The sequence below is a fragment of the Rhizobium bangladeshense genome (genome assembly GCF_001662075.1).
Classification (GTDB): Bacteria; Pseudomonadota; Alphaproteobacteria; order Rhizobiales; family Rhizobiaceae; genus Rhizobium; species Rhizobium bangladeshense_B.
On record NZ_LYPL01000003.1, the window covers coordinates 246,224 to 266,514 of the forward strand.

At 63.8% G+C, this 20,291-nt stretch carries 20 protein-coding genes; 7 read left to right on the forward strand and 13 right to left on the reverse strand.

Annotated elements, in window-relative coordinates:
* The first annotated feature begins 19 nt into the window (after positions 1 to 19).
* Positions 20 to 1,228 carry an ROK family protein gene (locus A7X77_RS08780; RefSeq protein ID WP_064682563.1) on the forward strand — a complete coding sequence of 403 codons (1,209 nt, stop codon included), beginning with the start codon at positions 20 to 22 and terminating at the stop codon, positions 1,226 to 1,228.
* 171 nt (positions 1,229 to 1,399) lie between these two features.
* Here A7X77_RS08780 and A7X77_RS08785 read toward each other — a convergent pair whose 3' ends face one another.
* The gene (locus A7X77_RS08785) at positions 1,400 to 1,846 is read right to left on the reverse strand and encodes a DUF4168 domain-containing protein (RefSeq protein ID WP_064682747.1); all 447 of its coding nucleotides are present in this window, start codon (positions 1,844 to 1,846) and stop codon (positions 1,400 to 1,402) included.
* A 160-nt stretch (positions 1,847 to 2,006) separates the two neighbouring features.
* On the reverse strand, positions 2,007 to 2,870 hold the full coding sequence (locus tag A7X77_RS08790) for a DMT family transporter (RefSeq protein ID WP_064682748.1): 864 nt from the start codon (positions 2,868 to 2,870) through the stop codon (positions 2,007 to 2,009).
* Positions 2,871 to 3,051: 181 nt separating this feature from the next.
* Here A7X77_RS08790 and A7X77_RS08795 point away from each other — a divergent pair, with 181 nt between their 5' ends.
* Complete coding sequence (locus tag A7X77_RS08795) at positions 3,052 to 4,473, forward strand: PLP-dependent aminotransferase family protein (protein WP_064682564.1); 1,422 nt, start codon at positions 3,052 to 3,054, stop codon at positions 4,471 to 4,473.
* A gap of 291 nt (positions 4,474 to 4,764) precedes the next feature.
* Here the strand turns inward: A7X77_RS08795 and A7X77_RS08800 are convergent, their stop codons facing one another.
* Both A7X77_RS08800 and A7X77_RS08805 read right to left on the reverse strand, forming a co-directional pair.
* Positions 4,765 to 5,166: a response regulator gene (locus tag A7X77_RS08800; protein ID WP_064682565.1), complete on the reverse strand. Its 402-nt coding sequence runs from the start codon at positions 5,164 to 5,166 to the stop codon at positions 4,765 to 4,767.
* Between the two features lie 10 nt (positions 5,167 to 5,176).
* The gene (locus A7X77_RS08805) at positions 5,177 to 6,916 is read right to left on the reverse strand and encodes a sensor histidine kinase (RefSeq protein WP_064682566.1); all 1,740 of its coding nucleotides are present in this window, start codon (positions 6,914 to 6,916) and stop codon (positions 5,177 to 5,179) included.
* A gap of 85 nt (positions 6,917 to 7,001) precedes the next feature.
* Between A7X77_RS08805 and A7X77_RS08810 the strand changes: the two genes are divergently transcribed.
* Positions 7,002 to 7,538: a GNAT family N-acetyltransferase gene (locus tag A7X77_RS08810; RefSeq protein ID WP_064682567.1), complete on the forward strand. Its 537-nt coding sequence runs from the start codon at positions 7,002 to 7,004 to the stop codon at positions 7,536 to 7,538.
* A 96-nt stretch (positions 7,539 to 7,634) separates the two neighbouring features.
* Here A7X77_RS08810 and A7X77_RS08815 read toward each other — a convergent pair whose 3' ends face one another.
* From A7X77_RS08815 to A7X77_RS08825, 3 genes are all read right to left on the reverse strand, one after another.
* On the reverse strand, positions 7,635 to 8,549 hold the full coding sequence (locus A7X77_RS08815; protein WP_064682568.1) for a phosphotriesterase family protein: 915 nt from the start codon (positions 8,547 to 8,549) through the stop codon (positions 7,635 to 7,637).
* Between the two features lie 161 nt (positions 8,550 to 8,710).
* Positions 8,711 to 9,343 (reverse strand): Vgb family protein, encoded by a 633-nt coding sequence (locus A7X77_RS08820; protein ID WP_064682569.1) that lies wholly within the window; start codon positions 9,341 to 9,343, stop codon positions 8,711 to 8,713.
* A 28-nt stretch (positions 9,344 to 9,371) separates the two neighbouring features.
* The gene (locus A7X77_RS08825; protein ID WP_064682570.1) at positions 9,372 to 10,592 is read right to left on the reverse strand and encodes a hypothetical protein; all 1,221 of its coding nucleotides are present in this window, start codon (positions 10,590 to 10,592) and stop codon (positions 9,372 to 9,374) included.
* Positions 10,593 to 10,709: 117 nt separating this feature from the next.
* Between A7X77_RS08825 and A7X77_RS08830 the strand changes: the two genes are divergently transcribed.
* The gene (locus tag A7X77_RS08830; protein ID WP_064682571.1) at positions 10,710 to 11,507 is read left to right on the forward strand and encodes a DUF899 domain-containing protein; all 798 of its coding nucleotides are present in this window, start codon (positions 10,710 to 10,712) and stop codon (positions 11,505 to 11,507) included.
* 5 nt (positions 11,508 to 11,512) lie between these two features.
* The gene (locus A7X77_RS08835; protein ID WP_064682572.1) at positions 11,513 to 11,875 is read left to right on the forward strand and encodes a hypothetical protein; all 363 of its coding nucleotides are present in this window, start codon (positions 11,513 to 11,515) and stop codon (positions 11,873 to 11,875) included.
* Positions 11,876 to 11,944: 69 nt separating this feature from the next.
* Here the strand turns inward: A7X77_RS08835 and A7X77_RS08840 are convergent, their stop codons facing one another.
* The 6 genes from A7X77_RS08840 to A7X77_RS08865 form a co-directional block, all read right to left on the reverse strand.
* A complete protein-coding gene (locus A7X77_RS08840; RefSeq protein ID WP_064682573.1) occupies positions 11,945 to 12,775 on the reverse strand; it encodes an inositol monophosphatase family protein in 831 nt (276 codons plus the stop codon).
* On the reverse strand, positions 12,772 to 13,602 hold the full coding sequence (locus tag A7X77_RS08845) for a glycerophosphodiester phosphodiesterase family protein (RefSeq protein ID WP_064682574.1): 831 nt from the start codon (positions 13,600 to 13,602) through the stop codon (positions 12,772 to 12,774). Before A7X77_RS08845 ends, A7X77_RS08840 begins: the two co-directional genes overlap by 4 nt.
* A 10-nt stretch (positions 13,603 to 13,612) precedes the next feature.
* Positions 13,613 to 14,719 carry an ABC transporter ATP-binding protein gene (locus A7X77_RS08850; RefSeq protein WP_064682575.1) on the reverse strand — a complete coding sequence of 369 codons (1,107 nt, stop codon included), beginning with the start codon at positions 14,717 to 14,719 and terminating at the stop codon, positions 13,613 to 13,615.
* Between the two features lie 2 nt (positions 14,720 to 14,721).
* Positions 14,722 to 15,639 carry an ABC transporter permease subunit gene (locus A7X77_RS08855; RefSeq protein WP_064682576.1) on the reverse strand — a complete coding sequence of 306 codons (918 nt, stop codon included), beginning with the start codon at positions 15,637 to 15,639 and terminating at the stop codon, positions 14,722 to 14,724.
* A gap of 3 nt (positions 15,640 to 15,642) precedes the next feature.
* Positions 15,643 to 16,533 (reverse strand): carbohydrate ABC transporter permease, encoded by an 891-nt coding sequence (locus A7X77_RS08860; RefSeq protein ID WP_064682577.1) that lies wholly within the window; start codon positions 16,531 to 16,533, stop codon positions 15,643 to 15,645.
* A 71-nt stretch (positions 16,534 to 16,604) separates the two neighbouring features.
* Complete coding sequence (locus A7X77_RS08865) at positions 16,605 to 17,912, reverse strand: extracellular solute-binding protein (protein WP_064682578.1); 1,308 nt, start codon at positions 17,910 to 17,912, stop codon at positions 16,605 to 16,607.
* Positions 17,913 to 18,121: 209 nt separating this feature from the next.
* Between A7X77_RS08865 and A7X77_RS08870 the strand changes: the two genes are divergently transcribed.
* Together A7X77_RS08870 and A7X77_RS08875 are read left to right on the forward strand one after the other, a co-directional pair.
* Positions 18,122 to 19,273 carry an ROK family transcriptional regulator gene (locus A7X77_RS08870; RefSeq protein ID WP_064682579.1) on the forward strand — a complete coding sequence of 384 codons (1,152 nt, stop codon included), beginning with the start codon at positions 18,122 to 18,124 and terminating at the stop codon, positions 19,271 to 19,273.
* A gap of 264 nt (positions 19,274 to 19,537) precedes the next feature.
* Entirely contained in the window at positions 19,538 to 20,251 is a 714-nt protein-coding gene (locus A7X77_RS08875; protein ID WP_064682580.1) for a DNA helicase, read from the forward strand.
* The last annotated feature ends 40 nt before the right edge of the window (positions 20,252 to 20,291 follow it).

The window sequence follows — 20,291 nt, forward strand, 5'->3', positions numbered from 1 at the left end:
CAAAATTAAGGAATGCATCGTGAAGCTGAAAGGCGACCAGACCACGGCGAGAGCCATGAACCGACGCCTCATCCTCAACCTTCTCCGCCGCGAAGGGCCGAGGAGCCGCGCCGATATCGCCACCGTCATCGGCTTGAGCCCCGCTGCCGTCACCTTCGTCGTGGCGGACCTGCTGGAAGAGGGCATTGTCACCGAGGGCAAGGCCGTGCCCGGCCCCGCCGGCCGCCGGCCGATCCCGGTCGAGATCAATTACGAGCACTCGCTCGCGCTCGGCTTCAAGCTGATGGTGGATTCGGTGGAATGCGTGGCGACCGATCTCGCCACCAATCCTCTCGCCGCCACGCGCGTCGATCTGAAGGGCCACGATCCGGATTATGTCGCCGATCTCCTGGCGGCGACCGTCCCCGAACTGGTGAAGCTCGCCGGCCGGCCGAAAGCCAAGCTCGCCGGCATCGGCATCTCCATGCCCGGCGTCATCAACCACGAGCAGACGGCCTGCGTGCGCAGCCACCGCTTCAAATGGGACAATGTTCCCCTCGCCGCGCTGGTCGCAAGCCGCGTCCATGTGCCGGTCTGGCTGGAGGACGATACCAATGCCTATGCCATCGCCCAGCAGCTCTTCGGCCTCGGCCGCCAGCACCGCAACATGGCGGTGCTCGCCGTCGGCGTCGGCATCAGCTGCGCGCTGGTCATCGACGGCAAGCTCTATCGCGGCGCCAATGGTGCCGCCGGCAAATTCGGCCACACGCTGTTCGAGGAAGGCGGCCGGCTCTGCGAATGCGGCAAGCGCGGCTGCCTGATGGCCTATCACTCGGAGCTCTCGATGCTGCGCCGCTGGCGCGAAACGACCGGCCGCGAGGACCTCGGCCTCCCCGAACTCCGCGAAGCCCTCGCTTCGGGCGATGCCACCGCCACCGCCCTCGTCGCCGCTTCCGGCCGCGGCATCGGCACCGCACTCGCCAACCTCGTCAACATCACCGACCCCGAAGTCATCGTCGCCGGCGGCGAAGCCGTCTCCCTCGGCGATGCCTTCCTCACGCCGCTGCGCGAAGCCCTCACCGTCCGCACCTTCCGCACCGCCCCGCCGCTTTTGCCCGATTGGGAAGACAATTCCTGGGCGCGGGGTGCGGCAGCGCTGGTGACGCAAAAGATCTTCGACTTCGAATCGTCAGGCGGGGTGACGGATGTGACGCTGGCGGGCGTCACAGGCTCGACGTCGGCGGCTTGACGTGCGGTAGAAGGCGGATTGCCTTATCGGACGGTGTGTGGCCCCTCTGGCCTGCCCGGCATCTCCCCACAAGGGGAGATCGGCAAGTGGGATTTCGCGCCCACTCGCCGCATGGACTTTCAGCTCGACCTTCCCTTCGTCCGACTTAGGGATGTTACAGGGCCGCGCTGCCTATTGCTGCTGTTGCGACTGCGCCGGCGGCGGTGCTCCGATCTTGTCCAGGACCTTCTTGGCGAGAGCCGGGTCGCTCTGCGCCGCCGTCAGGATCGAGGAATATTCCTCGACCGAGATGTCGTTGGAGGACTGGACGGTTTCGACCATCTCCTTCTTGGCCTCCTCCTGCAGCTTTTGCTTTGCTGCCTGATCCTTCGTTGCGTCGATCTTGGCCGAATATTGCTGCCGGACCTTATCGACCTGCAGGTAGGCGACGGCAAAGGCTTCGAGTTTCTGATCGCTGACGGGCGCGCTCGTACCCCCGCCCTGTCCCTGCATCGGCGCCTGGCCTTGTTCGGGCTGCTGTTGCGCCTGGGCCATCTCCACAGCGGATGCCGGGCTGAGAGCCAGCAGGCTGAAGACCGCAGCGGTCATCGTTGCAAGGGATGTGTAACGAGTGATCATTTTCATTCCTTTTCCGGTGATTTCGGTCGATCGCTCAGCCACGCAAAAGGCTGGCGAGGTCGCGACGATGAAGCCTGAAAAGGGCAGGATGCGGCGGTAACAGGGCTATTTGCTGACGATTGAGCGGCGGCTTTGTGACCGGCAGAGGCCGGCGCAAGCCCTACCGCGCAAACTTCCTCGCCCCCGCCACGCACAGAATAACGGCGACCGTCACCCCAAGCATGCTCCATGTCACCGTCTCACGCAGCAGGGTGGCGGCGAGCGCCAGGCCGAAAAAGGGCTGGAGCAGCTGCAGCTGGCCGACGGCGGCGATGCCGCCCTGGGAAAGACCGCGATACCAGAAGATGAAGCCGATTAGCATGGAGAACAGCGAGACATAGGCAAGGCCGACGAGCGCCGGCATTTCGATGCCGGCAAAACTCACTGGCCGGTATAGAAAGGCGACCGTGACCATCAGCGGCAGCGACAGCACCAGCGCCCAGGAAATCACCTGCCAGCCGCCGAGGGTGCGCGACAGCCTGCCGCCTTCGGCGTAACCGAGACCGCAGACAAGGACCGCCGCCAGCATCAGGACGTCGCCGACCGGCGATGCGGTGCCCCCTTGCGCCAAGGCAAAGCCCGCCACCAGCGCACTGCCGAGAATGGAAAAGAACCAGAAGGCCGGCTTTGGCCGCTCGCCGGCGCGGACGACGCCGAAGGTCGCGGTTGCCAGCGGCAGAAGACCGATGAAGACGATGGAATGGGCCGAGGTGACATGCTGCAGGGCGATCGCCGTCAGCAGCGGAAAGCCCACCACGACGCCGAGCGCGACGACGACGAGCGAGACGATATCACGCCCTGACGGCCGTTTTTCACGAAAGACGATCAGCAGGCAGAGCGCCAATACCCCGGCGATCGCCGCGCGCGCGACGGTCAGGAACACGGGATCGAACTGCGCTACCGCGACGCGCGTCGCCGGCAGCGAGCCGCTGAAGATCACCACGCCGACCAAGCCGTTGATCCATCCTGCCGTCATGCGTTCCATCATGCACTCTTCCTTCCCGATGCATGCCGTCCAAGGCGCCCTCAGGTTGGACAGCATGTATGAAAACAACGACCTAAGGCGCCTCACTTGAATCAAATTCGAAAGCGACGCGCTTCAGCCTTTATCGATCAGGACGGATGGTCAGGACAGTGACAGTCTGATACGATTTCGACAAACTGTTATGGTTCGGAAAGCAGTACAGATGAACGAAGAACTGGCAGGACGCACACGCGTCGAGATGGTGATCGCAACGATCCGGCAGCGCATTGCCGGCCGCAGCCTGACGCCCGGCGCAAGGCTGCCCTCGGTCCGGGGATTGGCGGCGACGTTGAAGCTGTCGACCTCGACCGTGGTCGATGCCTATGAGCGCCTGGTCGCCGAAGGCGCGATCCTGGCGAGACCAGGCTCCGGCTTCTATGTCGCCAACCAGGCAGCACCCTTTGCGCTTGCCGAGGCCGGGCCGAAACTCGATCGCGCCGTCGATCCGTTCTGGATATCACGGCAATCGCTGGAGGCCGGCGAGAGTGACTTGAAGCCCGGCTGCGGCTGGCTGCCGCCCTCCTGGCTGCCCGGCGAAGCCATGCGCCGCGGGCTCAGAACACTGTCCCGCGCCGACGGGCCGGCGCTTGCCGACTACGGTTCGCCGCTCGGCCTGCCGCCGCTGCGCCAGCTGATTTCGCGGCGCATGGGCGAACGCGGCATCGAAGCTTCCCCCGACCAGATCATGCTGGCCGATTCCGGCACCCAGGCAATCGATCTGCTCTGCCGTTTCCTGCTGGAGCCCGGCGACACGGTGCTGGTCGACGACCCCTGCTACTTCAATTTCCACGCGCTGCTGCGCGCCCATCGGGCAAAGATCGTCGGCGTGCCCTATACGCCGTCCGGCCCCGATATCGAGCTGTTTGCCCAGGTCGTCGCCGAACACCGGCCGCGGCTCTACATCACCAACTCCGCCATCCACAACCCGACTGGCGCAACGCTTTCGCCGGTGACGGCCCACCGGCTTCTGAAGCTCGCCGATCAGTTCGATCTCACCATCATCGAGGACGATATTTTCGCCGATTTCGAATATATGCCGGCGCCCCGCCTTGCCGCCTTCGACGGGCTCGAGCGGGTCATCCACATCGGCAGCTTTTCGAAGACGCTCTCAGCCTCGGCCCGCTGCGGCTTCATCGCCGCCAAACCGGAATGGGTCGACGGACTGACCGATCTCAAGATCGCCACCTCCTTCGGCGGCGGCCGGCTGACGGCGGAACTGGTGCTGAACGTCTTGAGCGACGGCAGCTACCGCAAACACATGGAGACGCTGAGACAGCGGCTTTCCCGGGCGATGGGCGAGGTCTCGGCCCGGCTGAAAGGCCTTGATATAACGCCCTGGCTGGAGCCGCCGGCCGGGATGTTCCTCTGGTGCCGGCTGCCCGACGGCATCGATGCGGCCGACGTGGCGCGGGCCGCGCTGGAAAGGAAGATCGTGCTTGCCCCCGGCAATGCTTTCAGCCTGTCCCAGTCGGCGACGAACTTCATGCGGTTCAACGTGTCACAGATGCTGGATCGGCGGGTGTTCGAGGTGCTGGGGGAGGTATTGGGGAGGCTGAGGAAGTGAGGCGGGGATTGGGCCGAGACGCTGCGACAGCATCTTGCGACGGCCGTGGTCACCTCGCGCCAACCCTTCCTCCGTCATTCCTGTGCTTGTCACAGGAATCCAGCGCGCCCAAGTCCTTGGGCGCGGGAGACTCTTTTTCAAAGGTCGGATTAAGTCATTCACGGCGCAGACGCGCCGTGGCTGGATTCCTGTGACAAGCACAGGAATGACGGCGGAGAGGTTAGGCTAATCGATGCCAGGCCCGGGGCCGCACGGCACGGCCTTCATCCTCATCTCGTTCAACGCCACACCTCAAAACGACCGATTGACCGCCTTGTCGTTCTCCAGCCGCGTCACGCAGCCTTCGAGCTTGGCGAGCAGCAGGTCGAAATCGAGCGGCTTCGTCAGGTAGTCGGCCGCCCCGGCGCGCAGGCCGGCGAGCGTATTCTCCCGGTCGGTCAGCGCCGTCAGCAGGATGAAGGGGATGTTGGAGAGCTCGGGGTGGTTGATCTGGATTTCCGCCAGAAGCTGGTGTCCGTCCATGACGGGCATGGAAATATCGCTGATGACGATGTCTGGCCATTTCGACAGGATCATTTCCAGGCCTTCGGCGCCGTTCGAGGCCTCGAGCGTCTTGTAGCCGGCTTCGCTCAACTCTTCGACGAGGAGATTCCGGATCTCGACTTCGTCTTCTATGCACAGGACGGTAACCATGAGCTCTTCCTTAAGCTGCGACTTGTTGACCCGACAATAGAGACTCTATTGGCAGAGAAATGGTAAATGTTGTGCCCTTGCCAAGCTCGCTCGTCACCTCGACGCTGCCGCCATGCAGCTCGATAACCTGCTTGACGACATTCAGGCCGATGCCGGTTCCGGCAATGCCCGTGGCGCTGCGGGCCCGGTAATAGGGTTGAAACAGTTTCGGCAGGTCATCCGCATCCATGCCAATGCCGCTATCGGCGATGGCGATTTCCACCTTCTTTTCATCAACCCGGGCGCGAACATGAATGTCAGGCGCATTGGGCGAATATTTGACGGCATTGGAAATCAGGTTGGTGAAGACCTGTTCCATCGCGCTTCGATCGAAGGGCAATCGGTCAGGCATCAGCTCGAGATCGAGATGGAAGACATGCGAGCGGCTGAGCTTGCGCTGTCTGTCGCAGCAGGCGACGAGCAGGGCTTTCAGATCGCCTTCGCTCCGCTTCAATATGATCTGTCCGGTTTCGAGCCGGCCGCTGGCAAGGATGCTCTCCATCAGATCGACCATGCGCACGACCGCGCTTCGGATCACTCCGGCTTTTTCGTGAACGTACTCGCCGCTGACATTGGTCGTCGAGCGGCAGAGCCGCTGGGCGGCGGCGTCGATGATCGCAAGCGGGGTTCGAAATTCGTGCGAGGCCATGGCGACGAACTGGCGCTGGAGCGCATTCACCTGGCGCTCGTGTACCAGCAGGCGGTCCAGCTCCTCCCTCTGTCTTTCGATTTCTGCGGTTCGATCCGCCACCATCTCTTCCAGGTGGTTGCGATGGTGGGTGAGCTCAGCCTGATTGTCCAGAAGGGTCAGCGAGGTGCGATGCAGCCCTCGTCCGAGCCAGAACACCGCGGCGATCAGCAGGGCCAGGCAGCCGAGCCCCGCCGGCGCGATCTGCTGAAGCAGCATGAAACCCGGCCGGATCGGCTGCCAGACGAGATAGCCGATCGTGCCGCCGTCATGCGACGATACAGGCACCTGCGCCCGTGCGTCACTCTTCGATGCGGTAAAATGCAATCCTTCGAGCCGCGCATAATGGGCGATGCTTTCGACCGCCTTTCCGTCGAGGAACTTGACCGAGACGGCGATGAACTCCTGGCCGGCCTCGATCTGCATCCTTGTCGAGCTCGGCAGAATGGGGCGCGCGCTTATTATCGCCGGCCGGTTGCCGATCATGATCGTGCGGACCCTGGCGAGCTGACCAAGCGGTTCGGCGCCCGGCTTTGTGCTCTCGAGGAGAGCAGCCCGCATCTCGCCCGCCAGCGCCGTCATCTCCTGGCCGTCGTCGCTGCCGAGACGCGGCGGCATGGTGTCCGTTCCATCGCGGAACGCAAACATCAGGTGATTGGTGTCGTCGAAGACGTAGGTTCTGTCGTGCCCGAAATATTGGCTCGTCCAGCGGCCGACATTGTCAAGCAGCCATTCATGGTTCCGCTGCTTGGCCGAAAGGAAGGCGTCGTCCCATTTGGTGACGCTTTCCTGTTCCCGCGGAAGCGCATTGATCTGCTCTTCCAATCCTTGGGTAACGAAGTCGGCCTGCCGGCGCAAATAGAGATCATCGACCTTCACCGCGGCGAGCCACGCAAATCCGCACAGCAACACGGCCGCCGCGCAGGTGAGCGTCACGAGGACAAGCGTGATGCGCGATGTGAGCCCGACCTTCAATACTCGCAACCTTTTGATGGCGCCCGTTAGCTGAAAATTAACACGCAAAAGTTGACGGACGGTGAATTATGCGCTCCCGTGCGGGTCGGCGAGATGGCGATTACGGCATCTCGCGATCTTCGAAGGAGCGCTTATGGACGCCGCAACATCGCCCAATATGTCAGGCATCGGGATCGAACCGATCGCTGCCGCGCACATCGACAGCTTTCATCGCGCCCTCGATCTCGTCGCGCGGGAGAAAAAATACCTGTCCATGCTGGAAGCAACACCCCTGCCGCAGACGCGGGAGTTCGTGATGGGCATGATTGCAAACGGCAATCCGCAATTCGTTGCCGTGAGCGGCGAAGAGGTGGTCGGCTGGTGCGACATCAGCCGGCATTTTTTCCCGTCACACGCCCACCGCGGAAAGCTCGGCATGGGAATCCTGCGCGCCTATCGCGGCCAGGGTCTCGGACGAAGGCTCATCGAGACGACATTGAGAGCGGCGCAGGACGCCGATTTTGCGCGGGTGGAACTCGATGTTTACGAAGACAACGCCCGTGCTATCGCCCTCTACGAAAAGGTGGGATTTGCCCGCGAAGGCATGGTCCGGCGTGCGGCACGCATTGACGGCCGGTTCATCGACGCGATCAGCATGGCGCTTTTGTTCGACGAGCGCGGCTCGGCATAGATCCTGGTATCGCCGTCATTTTTAGAACAAGCTCTCTTTTGAGCAATTCCAACTATCGCGACACGATTGTGCAGACCTCCGCCGGCCAGGCACTCCCTATCGGGCGAAAGCCTCGAACGGATTCACGTGGGTCAGGTGCATCAGGGTCCCATCGTCTATGCCTCGCCGTCTTAGCTCGGGCAGCAAGACCGTGGAAAGATGGGTGTACGGTTTCGGGGTCCCGCCCATCGGCAGCGCCGGATCGAACCAGCCGCGGTCATGGCTCAACAACAGGCGGTCGCCGCAACCGGCCTCCAGCGCCCTGATCACCAGGTCCGCCACCTCGTTATCTTCAGCCCGGCCGACATGGTCATACTCGATCCAGGCGCCGCGCTCGGCGACGGCGACGTTATAGCCGAAGTCCTTTTCTTCCTGCGTATGAATCGAGATAAATCTGTCGGCCCGATAGCCCTCCCCCTCGATGACGTCGAGCTGATCCATGACGACCCGCCCCCTGATCGTATGGCTGCCGATGACCGCGTCTGTCTGCACCGCGGCGCGCGCCGCTGCCCGCAGGATTTTCGTCTCGAGCGGCGTCATGCCGTCATCGCCGGCGCTGAGCTTGATCCAGCCGGCCTGAAACCCGGTCTCGTCGATCTGCTCCGTCAGTTCGCGAAGCATCCACGCCTCCAGTGCCTTTTCGGAAGCATGGCGGACCCATTCGGGTATCCAGGGTTCACGGTAATTGCCGGTGGGAACGACGATCGGAAAATTCGTTGCAAGTGACACGGCAAGATCGATGTCCGCACGCCGTCCGACGCCGCCCGTCGAGCATTCGACGAGTGCCGTCACCCCGAGCTTCTTGATCCGCTCGATTTCAGGCGCCATCAGCCGAACGACGTCTTCGGTCTCCGCTTCGGCATAACCGGGCTGGTCCGGCGTCCTGAGATCGACGAAAACGTGCTCGTGCGGGAGGATCATCCCAAGCTCGGATTTGCTCTTAGGCCCGAGCGTCGTGCGCAGGTATTTCAAAGTCTCTCCTCGCGGTTGGATCGGCTTGCGTGGAGCCCCCTCGACCGGCGCCGAAGCCTCGCCACTGCCGCGAAAGTAGATCGTCAGGTGACGAAATCAATCACCCGCTCGATCGAGATTCGCGTTGCGGGGACCGGGCTCCACCGCGTGGCGCATCGCGGTCACCCCGGCCGGCGCACGGCGCGGATCTTGCCACTGCCGCCGCCACCGCAGAAGAAGCGGTCGGCGCCGTCGGATTCGAGGCCGGAGACGCCGATCCCTTCAGGCATTTCAAGCCGCTCCAGCACCTCTCCCGTTTCCGGATCGATGCGCCTGACGTCGCTGTCGTCGCCCTCCCAGGTGCCATGCCAGAGCTGGCCGTCGATCCAGGTGACGCCCGTGACGACACGGTTCGACTCGATGGTGCGCAGGATCTTGCCGGTCTCGGGATCGATCTGGTGAATCTTGCGACCGCGGTGCTGGCCGACCCAGAGTGTGCCTTCCGACCAGGCGAGGCCGGAGTCGCCGCCATTGCCGGGCGCCGGGATGGTGGACAGGACGCGGCCGGTCTTCGGATCGATCTTGTGAATGACATCCTCGGCGATCTGATAGAGAAACTCGCCGTCGAAAGCCGTGCCGGCATGCGATGCGACTTCGATGGAGCGCACGACCTCTCCACTTTCGGGTTCGAGCGCGTTCAGCCTGTCGCCCGAGGCGAACCAGACATGCCTGCCGTCGAAAGTGACGCCATTGACGCGCTCGGCGCCGGGAAACGGCCCATATTCACGCAGGATATTCGCAGCTGATTTTTTCATCGCTTCCTTCCCTCCAGTTCGGCTCATCCTAATCGCTCGGCAGCGGTCCGGGGAGTAACAAGATCGTCGGGAAACCCGGCAGTGGCGGGCTCATCCACCGCCGTGCACGACCGCGCCCGAGCGACTGCACCTTGCCTTCGCCGGCAAGGGCATCCAGCGCACGCTGCACGGTGCGGGGGCTGGCCGCAAGCGCAATCGCCAGGGCCGAGCTCGACCACGCCTCGCCATCAGCCAGGAATGCGAGCACGGCCCCATGCTGACCTTCGACCAGCGGCGCCAGCACGGCAATATCGCCGGGGGCGCGTGGCGAAATCGCAAAACCGCGCTTCGTCGCCGAGACCTCCGCCAGTCCGGCAAGTGCTGCGCGCAGCCGGCCAATCTCGACGCGCAGCCGGGCGCGATGTGATTCATCAGCGTGTTTGCCACGAAAGGCGCGCGCGATGAGTGTACCCCTTGCCACATCCGCCGGCCAGGCTTCGGCGAGCGTACGGGCGAGTGCAAACAGCACCGGCCGCGTCGCCAGCGAGACGGCATTGCCCGCGCTCCACACCACATGACGGCAGGCATCGACGACGAGCGTGCGGGAGGAAAGCAGGGCTTCCACCTCCGCAAGCCGCAGCGCACGCTCCTGCCCGCGCGACACCAGCCGTGCCGTCGGGGTCGCGAGCACCAGCGCGGCGGCTTCGACCTCCCGCGTCAACACGGGGATATCGGCCGTGTGCGCAGCAAGCCTCGCCCGGTCGAAGGCAGATCGTGCCGCCTCGGTTCGCAGACGCCGGACGGCAATGCCTGATACCACCAGCTCGTGGGCAGCCCGCAAAGCCGGCGGCAGCGGCGTCGGATCGAGCCCTGCGAGCGCGCGTTCGGCCTCGTCGAGGCGGCCGATCAGCACCAGCCTGCGGATGGCGACATTGCCCGCATGGGCGGCGTTGACCCTGTCGCCATGCGCCTCCAGCACCTTGCGCGCCGCGTCCAGCGCCTTGACCGGCCAGGTCAGATCGCGCGAGACAAGCGCGATCTCGGCCTCGGCCACCACGCAGCGCGCCCGCGCCACAGCCTCCCGCGGACCGAAAGCGCGCGCGGCATTCTTCAAGAGCGCTTTGGCGCGGACGAGATCGCCGAGCTGCGCCATGGCGATACCGCGCAATGCCAGCGCCGGCGCGTCGTCGCGCAGCGCCACCCGCTTCAGTGCGCCGAGTGCATCGCCCGATGCCAGCGCCAGCGCCGCGGCCGTGATCAGCGAGTCCATTCAAATCCCGTCACACTTGTCACTCCCGCCATTCCCCTGTCCAGCCGTAATCTGCTCGGCGCCGGCAGACAATCCGCGCCGGATAGTACGACGACAGACAGGCAAAGGAGAAGACCCATGACGGCACAGCTGAATGCAACACGCGAGCAGTGGCTGGCAGCAAGGCTCAATCTACTCGAGGAGGAGAAGGAACTGACCCGCCAAAGCGACGCGCTGGCCCTGAAGCGCCAGCAATTGCCCCGCGTCAGGATCGACAAGGAATATCGCTTCGACACCGAAGGCGGTAATGCCTCGCTGAAGGATCTCTTCGGCGGGCGCTCGCAACTTCTCGTCTACCACTTCATGTTCGGACCGGATTACAGCGCCGGCTGCCCCTCCTGCTCCTCGATCGCCGACGGCTTCAACGGCTTCTTCGTCCATCTCGAAAATCACGACGTCGCCCTCTGGGCCGTTTCGCGCGCGCCGATTGCAAAGCTCATGGCGTTCCGGCAGCGCATGGACTGGCGCTTCCCCTGGGCCTCCTCCGGCGGCAGCGATTTCAACAGCGATTTCGGGGTCTGGTTCAGCGACGAACAGCAGCGGCTGGGCGGCGTGGAATATAATTACCGCCGCGAACCGCCCGCTCCCGACCCGATGCCCAGCCGGAACATTGAGGAATCGCAGCAAGGCGGCAGCGACGAGCCGATCACGCAAATCGCCGCCATGACCGGTACCGATGTGCCCACCTACGTCCGCGACCGGCCGGGCGTCAGCGCCTTCGAGCTCATCGACGGCGCCGTCTACCACAGCTATTCCAGCTATGCGCGCGGATTGGATGGCCTCTGGGGCGTGTACCAATGGCTCGACCGCGCGCCGAAGGGGCGCAACGAAACCGGCATCTGGTGGCGCCACCACGACCGCTACGGCAAGGAGTGACGGTGATGCTGCTCTCTGGCGACAGCTCGAAAAGCGGCAGCGAACACGCTGCACCAGGTGGCGGAGCCGCCTTCAACACAGCCGAATGGCTGACTGTATCGGCCGCCGCCGACGGAGCGGCCGGCAGACCGGGCGATTCCGCCCGGAGCTTGCCCGCCGCCGAATGGCTGTCGCTCGCTGCCGCGCCGACCTTCGCAATCATGGCACTGCTGACGGCCGCGACCGGCAGTACCGACATGATCTGCATGACCGCGCCCGAGACCTTCCCGATCGGCGGAATGGTGCCGATGTATCTGCTGATGAGCGGCTTCCACCTCGCGCCCTGGCTGCGGCTTGTCGCAGGTTGGCAGCGCGTGAGCCGGAGATAATGGATCAGCTTCACTCCATACGATCCTCCGCTAAGCCGGTTTACGTACCGTGTGGCACGGCGCAAACAATCACCCTTCCATGAGGCTCTGCGCGATCGCCTCCCAGCTCCCCGCATCCGGCGCCAGCAGCAGCCTGCCCTTCGTCATCGACGGCCGGTAGGCTTCGCCGCTCAGCAGCGCGCCGTAGCCGCCGGCTTCGCGGTGGATCAGGACGCCGGCGGCGTGGTCCCAGGGTTTAAGTTCGGCGTTGAGGGAAAAGCTCATCGCCCCCGTCGCCACCGCCCGGTACTCATAGGCGGAGCAGCGCCAGGTCGTGGTGCGGGCAAAGCGCAGCAGGTGGCGGGCGTAGGCCGGCTGGTCTTCGGCGGGAAACATGTGCAGCGGCATGAAGCCGTGCATTTCCCCGACGGGCGACGCCGGCGCGACGGCAAGGCGGGTCTGCGCGCCGTCGCGGGCGATGTGCCATGCGCCCAGGCCTTTCCGCGCGGCGAGAAAATCGCCGGTGGCGGGGTAATGGATCAGCCCGGCCACGGTCTCTCCGCCGGAGACGATCGCCACGATCATGCCGAAGAGCGGCACCCCGTGGGCGAAGTTCCAGGTACCGTCGACAGGATCGATGAGGACGGCGAGATCGGCATGGGCAAGCCGCGCCAACAGCGCGGGATCAGCCGAGACCGCCTCCTCGCCGACGAGCAGCGCTTCTCGAAACCGCACCGAAAACGCCTCGCCAAGCCGCCGCTCGGCGCCGAGATCGGCATCGGTCACCAGATCGTCGGGCGCGGTTTTGGTGCGGATGCCCTCGGCGGCGACGCCGAGGAAGCGGGGCAGGATTTCCGCCCCCGCCGCCGCACGCATATCCTCCATCAGCGCGGAGAGCAGCGCATCGGAAATCTCCCTCACTTCTGGCGCGCCTCGATATAGGCCTTCAGCGCCGCCGGCTGGTCGGTCTGGATGACGCTGATGCCGGATGCCATCATCCGGCCCCAGATCGCATCGGGATCGGCAAGGGCGGCGCTGTCGGTCAGGCCGCAGCAGGAGACCGGATCGAGCGAGTTGACCCAGAGCGAAATGCCGGCCTCGCGCAGGCGCGGGTGCTGCCCGGCCAGCGTCTCCAACCGGTCGAACTTGGCCTCGCACATGAACGGCCTGATAGAAAGGATCGCCTCGGCCGTCTGATCGGCGCTTCCCTCGCGGAAGAAGGCTTGGCCCATGAAGGGAATCCCGTCGATGCCGCCTTGTGCGGACAGCCAGGCGAGAGCCTCCGGCGTGCCGGCGGCCGCCTTGAGATCGACCTGGTCTTCCATACCCATTTCCTTAACCTTGGCGGCGACGATGCCGAACATCTCGCGGTCCTTGAGGTCGAGATCGACGAAGATCCGGCCGCGCGCGGTTTCGAGCACCTGTTCCAGCGTCGGAATGGTCTCGGTCGTGAACGGCTGCTCCGGCCCGCCGTCGGCCATGCGCAGCCGGAGGCTGGTGATTTCGGCGATCGTCATTTCCTCGGGAACGCGGGCGATGCCGGCCATGCGCTCCAGTGTATCGTCATGCAGGATGAACAGCATGCCGTCGGCGCTTTGGCGGATATCCACCTCGACGATGTCATAGCCGCCGGCGATGGCGGCCTCGATCGCCGCAAGGCTGTTTTCGGGAGCATGATGCCAGGCGCCGCGATGGGCGACGATGGCGCAGGGACGCGACGGGTCGGCAATGTGGTCGATGTATTTCATGGAAGTTCCTTCAATTTGCGCCGAATGCGCCTGGTATGGCCCTGCCGCTCGCTGCATCGAAGAGGTGCAGGCGGGAGGCCGGGAAATGGAGAGAGAGCTGGGCGTGGTCGGCGACCTCGGCCCCGAAGGGTGTGGCGATCCTGACGGTCGAGCCGGCAAGCTCGGCGGCGAGCACCGCGTGTGAGCCGAGGTCCTCGCGGAAACGCAACGCGGATGTGAGCCAATGGCCGTCCGCCCTGCCGCCGAAAAGGATATCCTCGGGCCGGATGCCGAGCTGATACGCGCCGGTGAGCCTCGATTGCACGACCGCCTGTCCGTCGGCGAGTCTCAGCACCGCGCCGTCGCCGGTGACGGGCAGAATGTTCATCGGCGGTGCGCCGATGAATTTCGCCACGAAGACGGAAGCCGGGTGATGATAGATCGCCTTCGGCGTGTCGAACTGCTCGATGCGGCCCTTGTTGAGGATGAGGATGCGGTCGGCAAGCGTCATCGCCTCCACCTGGTCATGGGTGACGAAGACGGTGGTGGCGCCGATGCGCCGGTGGAGTTCGGAAAGCTCGACGCGCATGTCGTGGCGCAGCTGCGCATCGAGATTGGAGAGCGGCTCGTCGAACAAGAGCACGCCGGGCTCACGCACGATGGCGCGGCCGATCGCGACGCGCTGGCGCTGGCCGCCGGAGAGCTGTCCCGGCTTGCGAGAGAGGTAGTTGGAAAGCCCGAGCATCTTCGCCACCGCGCCAACCCGCTCGATGCGCTCCGCCTTCGCCATGCCGGAAACTCTGAGGCTGTAGGCGATGTTGTCGAAGACGCTCATATGCGGATAGAGCGCATAGTTCTGGAACACCATGGCGCAGCCCCGGTGTTTCGGCTCGAGATCCTGCACCTGCCGCCCGCCGAAGGCGATCGTCCCGCCGCTCACCCGCTCGAGGCCGGCGATCATCTGCAGCAGCGTGGACTTGCCGCAGCCCGAGGGGCCGAGCACGACGGTGAATTCGCCGGCCCTGAGCTCGACGTCCATCGGCAGAATGACGGTGGTCGCCGCGTCATAGGCCTTGGTGACCCCCGCAAGCGTGATATTGGCGGCAGCGGCGCGGATGGCCAAGTCGATCGCATTCATCGCTATTTCTCCGTGAGAGCGAGGCCCTGGACGAGAAAGCGCTGCAGCAGCGCGATCATCGCCAGCGGAATGATGGAGACGATGATGGCGCCGGCCATGATCATCGGGAAATCCGGCATCTCACCGTCGGCATCGGGAACGAGCCGCGCCAGCCCGACGACGGCGGTCTGCATGTCGGGTGTGGAGGCCGCGACCAGCGGCCAGAGATATTGCGTCCAGCCGCTGAGGAAGGTCAGCACGAAGAGTGCGGCAAAGCTGGTGCGCGATAGCGGCAGCAGAATGTCGAAGAGGAAGCGGAACGGCCCCGCCCCATCCATGCGCGCCGCCTTGAAAAGGTCCTTGGGCAAGGTCAGGAAGAACTGGCGGAACAGGAAGGTGCCGGTGCCGTGCGCGACAAGCGGTGCGATGAGGCCGAGATGCGTGTTCAGCACGCTCCATTCCAGCTTCACCGGCGAGCCGAAATAGTCCGAAATCAGACCGTTGAGGCCGGTGACGTCGAGCAGCCCATTGACGGGTGAAAACACGTTCGCCGCCACCTGATAGGTGGTGATGACGCGGATATCGAGCGGCAGCATGATGGTCGCAAGGACGAGCGCGAAAGCGGCACCGGCCCAGCGGATGCGGAAATAGACGATGGCATAGGCCGACAGGAACGACAGGATGCAGGTGAAGACCGCAATGCTGAAGGCCGTCACCATGCTGTTGACCATCTGGATCGGAATATGCGTTTCGGCAAAGACCCGCGCCAGGTTTGAGAACAGCCGGCCTCCCGGATACCAGGCGAGGCCGTTGCGCAGCATGAATTCGTAGGATTGGGAGGCGGTCGACAACGTCAGGTAGAGCGGCCCGAGGATATAAAGGATGCCGGCGATCAGGATGAGGCTGGCCACAATATTGAGGGAGCGGGCGTTTTCGATCATGGTTCACCTGTCGTAGCTGACGCGCCGGCCGACGAAGAGGAACTGCGCGGCGGTAAGGAGGACGACGAAGACCATCAGGATCGTCGTCTGGGTCGAGGCGCCGGAGAGATCGTAGCCGGAGAAACCGTCGGTATAGATCTTGTAGACGAGCAGCGTCGTCGAACCGCCCGGCCCGCCGTCGGTCATCGTATCGATCAGCGAGAAGGCCGAGGTGACGCTTTCGGTGAATTCCAGCACCAGCGTCAGGAAAAGCTGCGGCGCAATCAGCGGCAGCTGCACGTCGAAGATGCGCCGCCACGGCCCTGCCCCATCCATCGCCGCCGCCTGGTGCAGGCTGCGCGGGATCGACTGCAGGCCGGCGAGCAGGATGACGAAATTGAACGGAATGCCGCCCCAGACATGCGCCGCGATCAGCGTGATGAAGGCATCCGTGCCGTCGATGCCCGGCGCCCAGATGCCGGGAAAGGCGGAATTCAGCGGCGCCAATAGGCCGACGAACGGATTGAAGATGAAGGCGAATACGACGCCGATCGACGCGCCGGCAACCCCCTTCGGCCAGACCAGCACGTTGCGCGCCGGCAGCGACATCAGGATCTTCCGGTCGGCCGCAAGCGCCAGGATCAGGGGGATCAGCACCGCAAGCGTCGAACCGCAGACCATGAAGGCGATGGTGCGCCGGCCGGCCTTCCAGAATTCGGGATCGGAAAGCACCCGGGCGAAATTGTCCCAGCCGACGAACATCGAGCCGCCGCCGAAGGGGCGTTCGAGGAAGAACGACCAGTAGAAGGCCTGGAAGATCGGCACATAGAAGAACAGTACGGTCAGCAGCATGAGCGGCGCCACCAGCAGTAGCGGCAGCCAGCGATGGCTGAAGAGCGAAGATTCCGACGTCATGCTGGGAGGTCCTGCTTTGAAAGGCTGCATAGGCGCGGATTCGGCGCGCCTATGCGTGGGAGTTCGGAAAATCAGGGCAGCTTGACGCCGCTGTAGGTCTGCTCGAAGCGGCGCAGCAGTTCGTCGCCGCGCTTCTTGGCGCTGTCGAGTGCCGCCTGCATCGTCTGCTCGCCGGCAAAGGCCTTCTGCGTCTCCTCCATGAAGACCTGGCGGAACTGCACGTAGAAGCCGAGGCGGATGCCGCGCGTGTCAGGCGTGCGCGGCTCGTTCATCGAACCGATGCCGACGGCAGCAGTCGCATATTTCGGCGATTGGCCCTCGCCGCTCTTGGCGATCACCTCCATAACGTCGTTGGTGACGGGCACGTAGCCGGTGGCTGATGTGAAGGCCATCTGTTGCTTGGGATCGCGCACGAAATCGAGGAAGGCCTTCGCGCCTTCGATCTCCGCCTTGCCGTGTCCCTTCATGATGTAGATCGAAGCGCCGCCGACAAACGTGTTGTGGCGCTCATGGCCCTCGTACATCGGCGCCATGCCGACGGTGAGTTCGTATTTGCCGTCGAACGCTTTGGCGGAGGCCGTATAAGAGCCGGAGGAATTCTCCATCATCGCGCATTCGCCGGCATTGAAGGCGGCGGTGAAATTGCCGGCCTTAGTATCGCTTGCCAGCTTGACGAGGCCTTCCTTGCGCCAATCGACAAGGTTCTGCAGGTGCTCGGCGGCGAAGGTGGTGTTGAAGACATATTCGGCGTCGAGGCCGTCATAGCCGTTGTGTTCGGAAGCGATCGGCAGGCCGTGGCGGGCCGAGAACTGTTCGAGCACGCGCCACGTGTCGCCATCGGTGGTGAAGGGACAGGCGTGGCCCGATGCCTTCAGCTTGCGGGCAGCCTCAATGATCTCTTCCCAGGTCTCGGGCGTCTCGGTTACTCCGGCCTTCTGAAGCTCGGTCTTGTTGGTGTAGAAGAGCAGCGTGGAGGCATTATAGGGCTGGGCAAAAAGCTTGCCGCCCGAGGTTTCGTAATAGGCGCGAGCGCCAGTGATATAATTGTCCCACTTGACGTCGGGCAGCTCCTCCTGGACCGGCACGACGGCGTCCGACAGCATCAGGTCGAGCGTGCCGGCGTCGAAGAACTGGATGAGGACGGGATGGTTCCTGGCGCGGAAGGCGGCGATCGCCTTCTGCATCGACACCTCATAGCTGCCCTGGCCGATGCAGGTGATGTGATGCTCGGACTGCGCAGCATTGAAAGCAGCGCACTGATCCTGAATCGCCGTCTCGACGACGCCTGTATTGCCGTACCAGAATTCGATATTGGCGGCCTGCGCAGAACACGCGCCCGCTGTCAGCGCGGCCGCAGCCGCCAGGATGGAAATCTTCATCTTGCCCTCGCCTGTTTGATCGGCCGGTTTCGCGCCCGGCTCGGTGTGACGGCGGCTTTATTACACATATTGTGTAACAATTTGGTGACGAACGTAGGGCGCTTGTGGGCGAGCAAGGCTGCTGCTAAAGGGTGAACGAACGGATGAACCGAGGTGACGGCGATAATTACTACGCGCCGCTGGTAATTATCGGTGAAGGAGATATTGGTATGGCCTATTTCCCGGAGCCGCTGATCGCGCCGCATTTCCTGCGCGAGGGCGGTGGGGTCGTCTCTTCGAACGAACGTGACCTCCTGCGGCTGATCTGGCGTCACCCCGGCCTTTCGCGCTCCGAAGTCACCGCCCACACCGATCTCACCCAGCAATCGGTCTACCGGATCATCGACCAGCTGGAGGAACGCGGCATCGTCTCCTTCGGCTCGCCGAAGCCCGGCGCCGGCCGCGGCCAGCCGAGCCCGACGCTGCGCCTCGAAGGCCGCTATGCCTATAGCTGCGGCATCTCCGTCAATACCGATGTCATCGGCATCTGCCTGATGGATATATCAGGCAGGGTGCTGGCCGAAAGCAGCGTCACGCTGCGCGAGCGTTCGATGGCGCAATCGCTCGATCTCGTGCGCGCGCAGCTGATCGAGCATCAGCGGGAAAACGACCTCTCCGACGAGAGCTTCTTCGGCATCGGATTTGCCATTGCCGGCTTCCACGTCAGCGGCACCCGCTACAACGCACCGCTGCCGCTGCACGAATGGTCGCTGATCGAACTCGGGCCGCTGCTGACGGACCTCTTCAAGAAGCCCGTCTGGGTCCATAATGGCGGCAAGGCGGGCACGGTCGCCGAATCCATGTTCGGCGCCGGGCGCTACATCAAGCATTTCGCCTATCTCAGCTTCAACTACGGCTTCGGCGGCGGCCTCGTCAGCAATGGCGAACTGCTGCATAGCGGCGTCGGCAATGCCGGCGAGTTCTCCGGCATGTACGATGCCGAGGAAAACAAGCGCCGGCCGGCCCTGCAATACCTGATCGAAAATCTGAACCGCAACGGTCTCGACATTCCTTCGATCACCTACATGCGCAAGCATTTCGATGCGAAATGGCCGGGTGTTGCGGAATGGGTGGACGAGGTGACGCCGGCCTACAGTCGCCTCATCAACGCGATCTGGGCGATCTTCGATCCGCAGGGAATCGTCTTCGGCGGCCAGATCCCGCCGGCGCTGGCGCAGATGCTGATCGACCGCACCGAAATCTTCGACCGCCCCCGCTACGGCGTCGCTCGCCCCCGCCCGAAGCTGATCATTTCCGAAATCGCAAGCGACGCCTCAGCCATGGGGGCGGCGATCGCTCCGTTCAAATCGGCGTTTTATTGATTCTCGGCAGCCTATCGACGCGAGCAGAAACCGACTACCGTAATTCCCTCCGCTTCCGCTTGTTACGCATTTTTCGCTCCGAGGCGGCGCAGGCAATTTTCGGCCGAATGGACCTGCGCTATGATCTGATTCCGGCGCAGCCCACGCCTCCCCCCTCCATCGGGAAAGTAGACGTCATGCAGGGCTACCTGACACCGAACCGACTGTTCGAGCACTGGCATAAGGAGGGATTGCGGACGACGCTCGCAAATAGGAGGTTTATCCATGAAGACCACTCGGCCCATCTATCACCTCAAGCGTAAGGCCAAAGCGTTGTCGCGGGCCGAGGACATACCGCTGCATCAGGCGCTCGACCGCATAGCCAAGGACGAAGGCTATGGCCGCTGGAGCCTGCTGGCGGCAAAGGCATCCGACACTACGCCCGCCGGCGAGCTGTTTACACACTTGCAGCCCGGCGACCTCCTGCTCCTCGGCGCCCGGCCCGGCCACGGCAAAACCCTGATGGGCCTCCAGCTCGCGGTCGAGGCGATGAAGACGGGCCATCGCGGCATATTCTTTTCGCTGGAGTATACGCGAGAGAATGTCGAAGACCGCTTTCGTACTATCGGCATCGACCGCACGCAGTTCGATCACCTGTTCGAATTCGACGGCTCCGACGCCATCAGCGCCGACTACATGACCGAAAAACTAGCCTCCATGCGCCGCGGCACCCTCGTCGTCATCGACTATCTCCAGCTGCTCGACCAGAAGCGGGAAAATCCGGAGCTCTCGGCCCAGGTCAGAACGCTGAAGGCTTTCGCTCGGCAGCGCGGCCTGATGATGGTCTTCATCGCGCAAATCGACCGATCCTTTGAGACGACTGAGAAGTCCCTGCCCGATATCACCGACATCAGGCTACCGAACCCGCTTGACCTGAAGCTGTTCGACAAGACGTGTTTCCTGAACAACGGAAAGATGGCCTTCGCTGCGGCGCTTTAGGAAGCTGCGTTGCCCCGGTCGCAGGTCTCACGCCTGACCC

Bases quoted from the DNA above. Each gene is read 5' to 3' on its own strand.
- A7X77_RS08860 (WP_064682577.1), bottom strand. From the start codon at position 16,533: ATGACGTCGGAATCTTCGCTCTTCAGCCATCGCTGGCTGCCGCTACTG.
- A7X77_RS08820 (WP_064682569.1), bottom strand. From the start codon at position 9,343: ATGAAAAAATCAGCTGCGAATATCCTGCGTGAATATGGGCCGTTTCCC.
- A7X77_RS08835 (WP_064682572.1), top strand. From the start codon at position 11,513: ATGCTGCTCTCTGGCGACAGCTCGAAAAGCGGCAGCGAACACGCTGCA.
- A7X77_RS08810 (WP_064682567.1), top strand. From the start codon at position 7,002: ATGGACGCCGCAACATCGCCCAATATGTCAGGCATCGGGATCGAACCG.
- A7X77_RS08825 (WP_064682570.1), bottom strand. From the start codon at position 10,592: ATGGACTCGCTGATCACGGCCGCGGCGCTGGCGCTGGCATCGGGCGAT.
- A7X77_RS08855 (WP_064682576.1), bottom strand. From the start codon at position 15,639: ATGATCGAAAACGCCCGCTCCCTCAATATTGTGGCCAGCCTCATCCTG.
- A7X77_RS08865 (WP_064682578.1), bottom strand. From the start codon at position 17,912: ATGAAGATTTCCATCCTGGCGGCTGCGGCCGCGCTGACAGCGGGCGCG.
- A7X77_RS08850 (WP_064682575.1), bottom strand. From the start codon at position 14,719: ATGAATGCGATCGACTTGGCCATCCGCGCCGCTGCCGCCAATATCACG.
- A7X77_RS08875 (WP_064682580.1), top strand. From the start codon at position 19,538: ATGAAGACCACTCGGCCCATCTATCACCTCAAGCGTAAGGCCAAAGCG.
- A7X77_RS08785 (WP_064682747.1), bottom strand. From the start codon at position 1,846: ATGATCACTCGTTACACATCCCTTGCAACGATGACCGCTGCGGTCTTC.
- A7X77_RS08845 (WP_064682574.1), bottom strand. From the start codon at position 13,602: ATGAAATACATCGACCACATTGCCGACCCGTCGCGTCCCTGCGCCATC.
- A7X77_RS08800 (WP_064682565.1), bottom strand. From the start codon at position 5,166: ATGGTTACCGTCCTGTGCATAGAAGACGAAGTCGAGATCCGGAATCTC.
- A7X77_RS08870 (WP_064682579.1), top strand. From the start codon at position 18,122: ATGGCCTATTTCCCGGAGCCGCTGATCGCGCCGCATTTCCTGCGCGAG.
- A7X77_RS08790 (WP_064682748.1), bottom strand. From the start codon at position 2,870: ATGGAACGCATGACGGCAGGATGGATCAACGGCTTGGTCGGCGTGGTG.
- A7X77_RS08830 (WP_064682571.1), top strand. From the start codon at position 10,710: ATGACGGCACAGCTGAATGCAACACGCGAGCAGTGGCTGGCAGCAAGG.
- A7X77_RS08795 (WP_064682564.1), top strand. From the start codon at position 3,052: ATGGTTCGGAAAGCAGTACAGATGAACGAAGAACTGGCAGGACGCACA.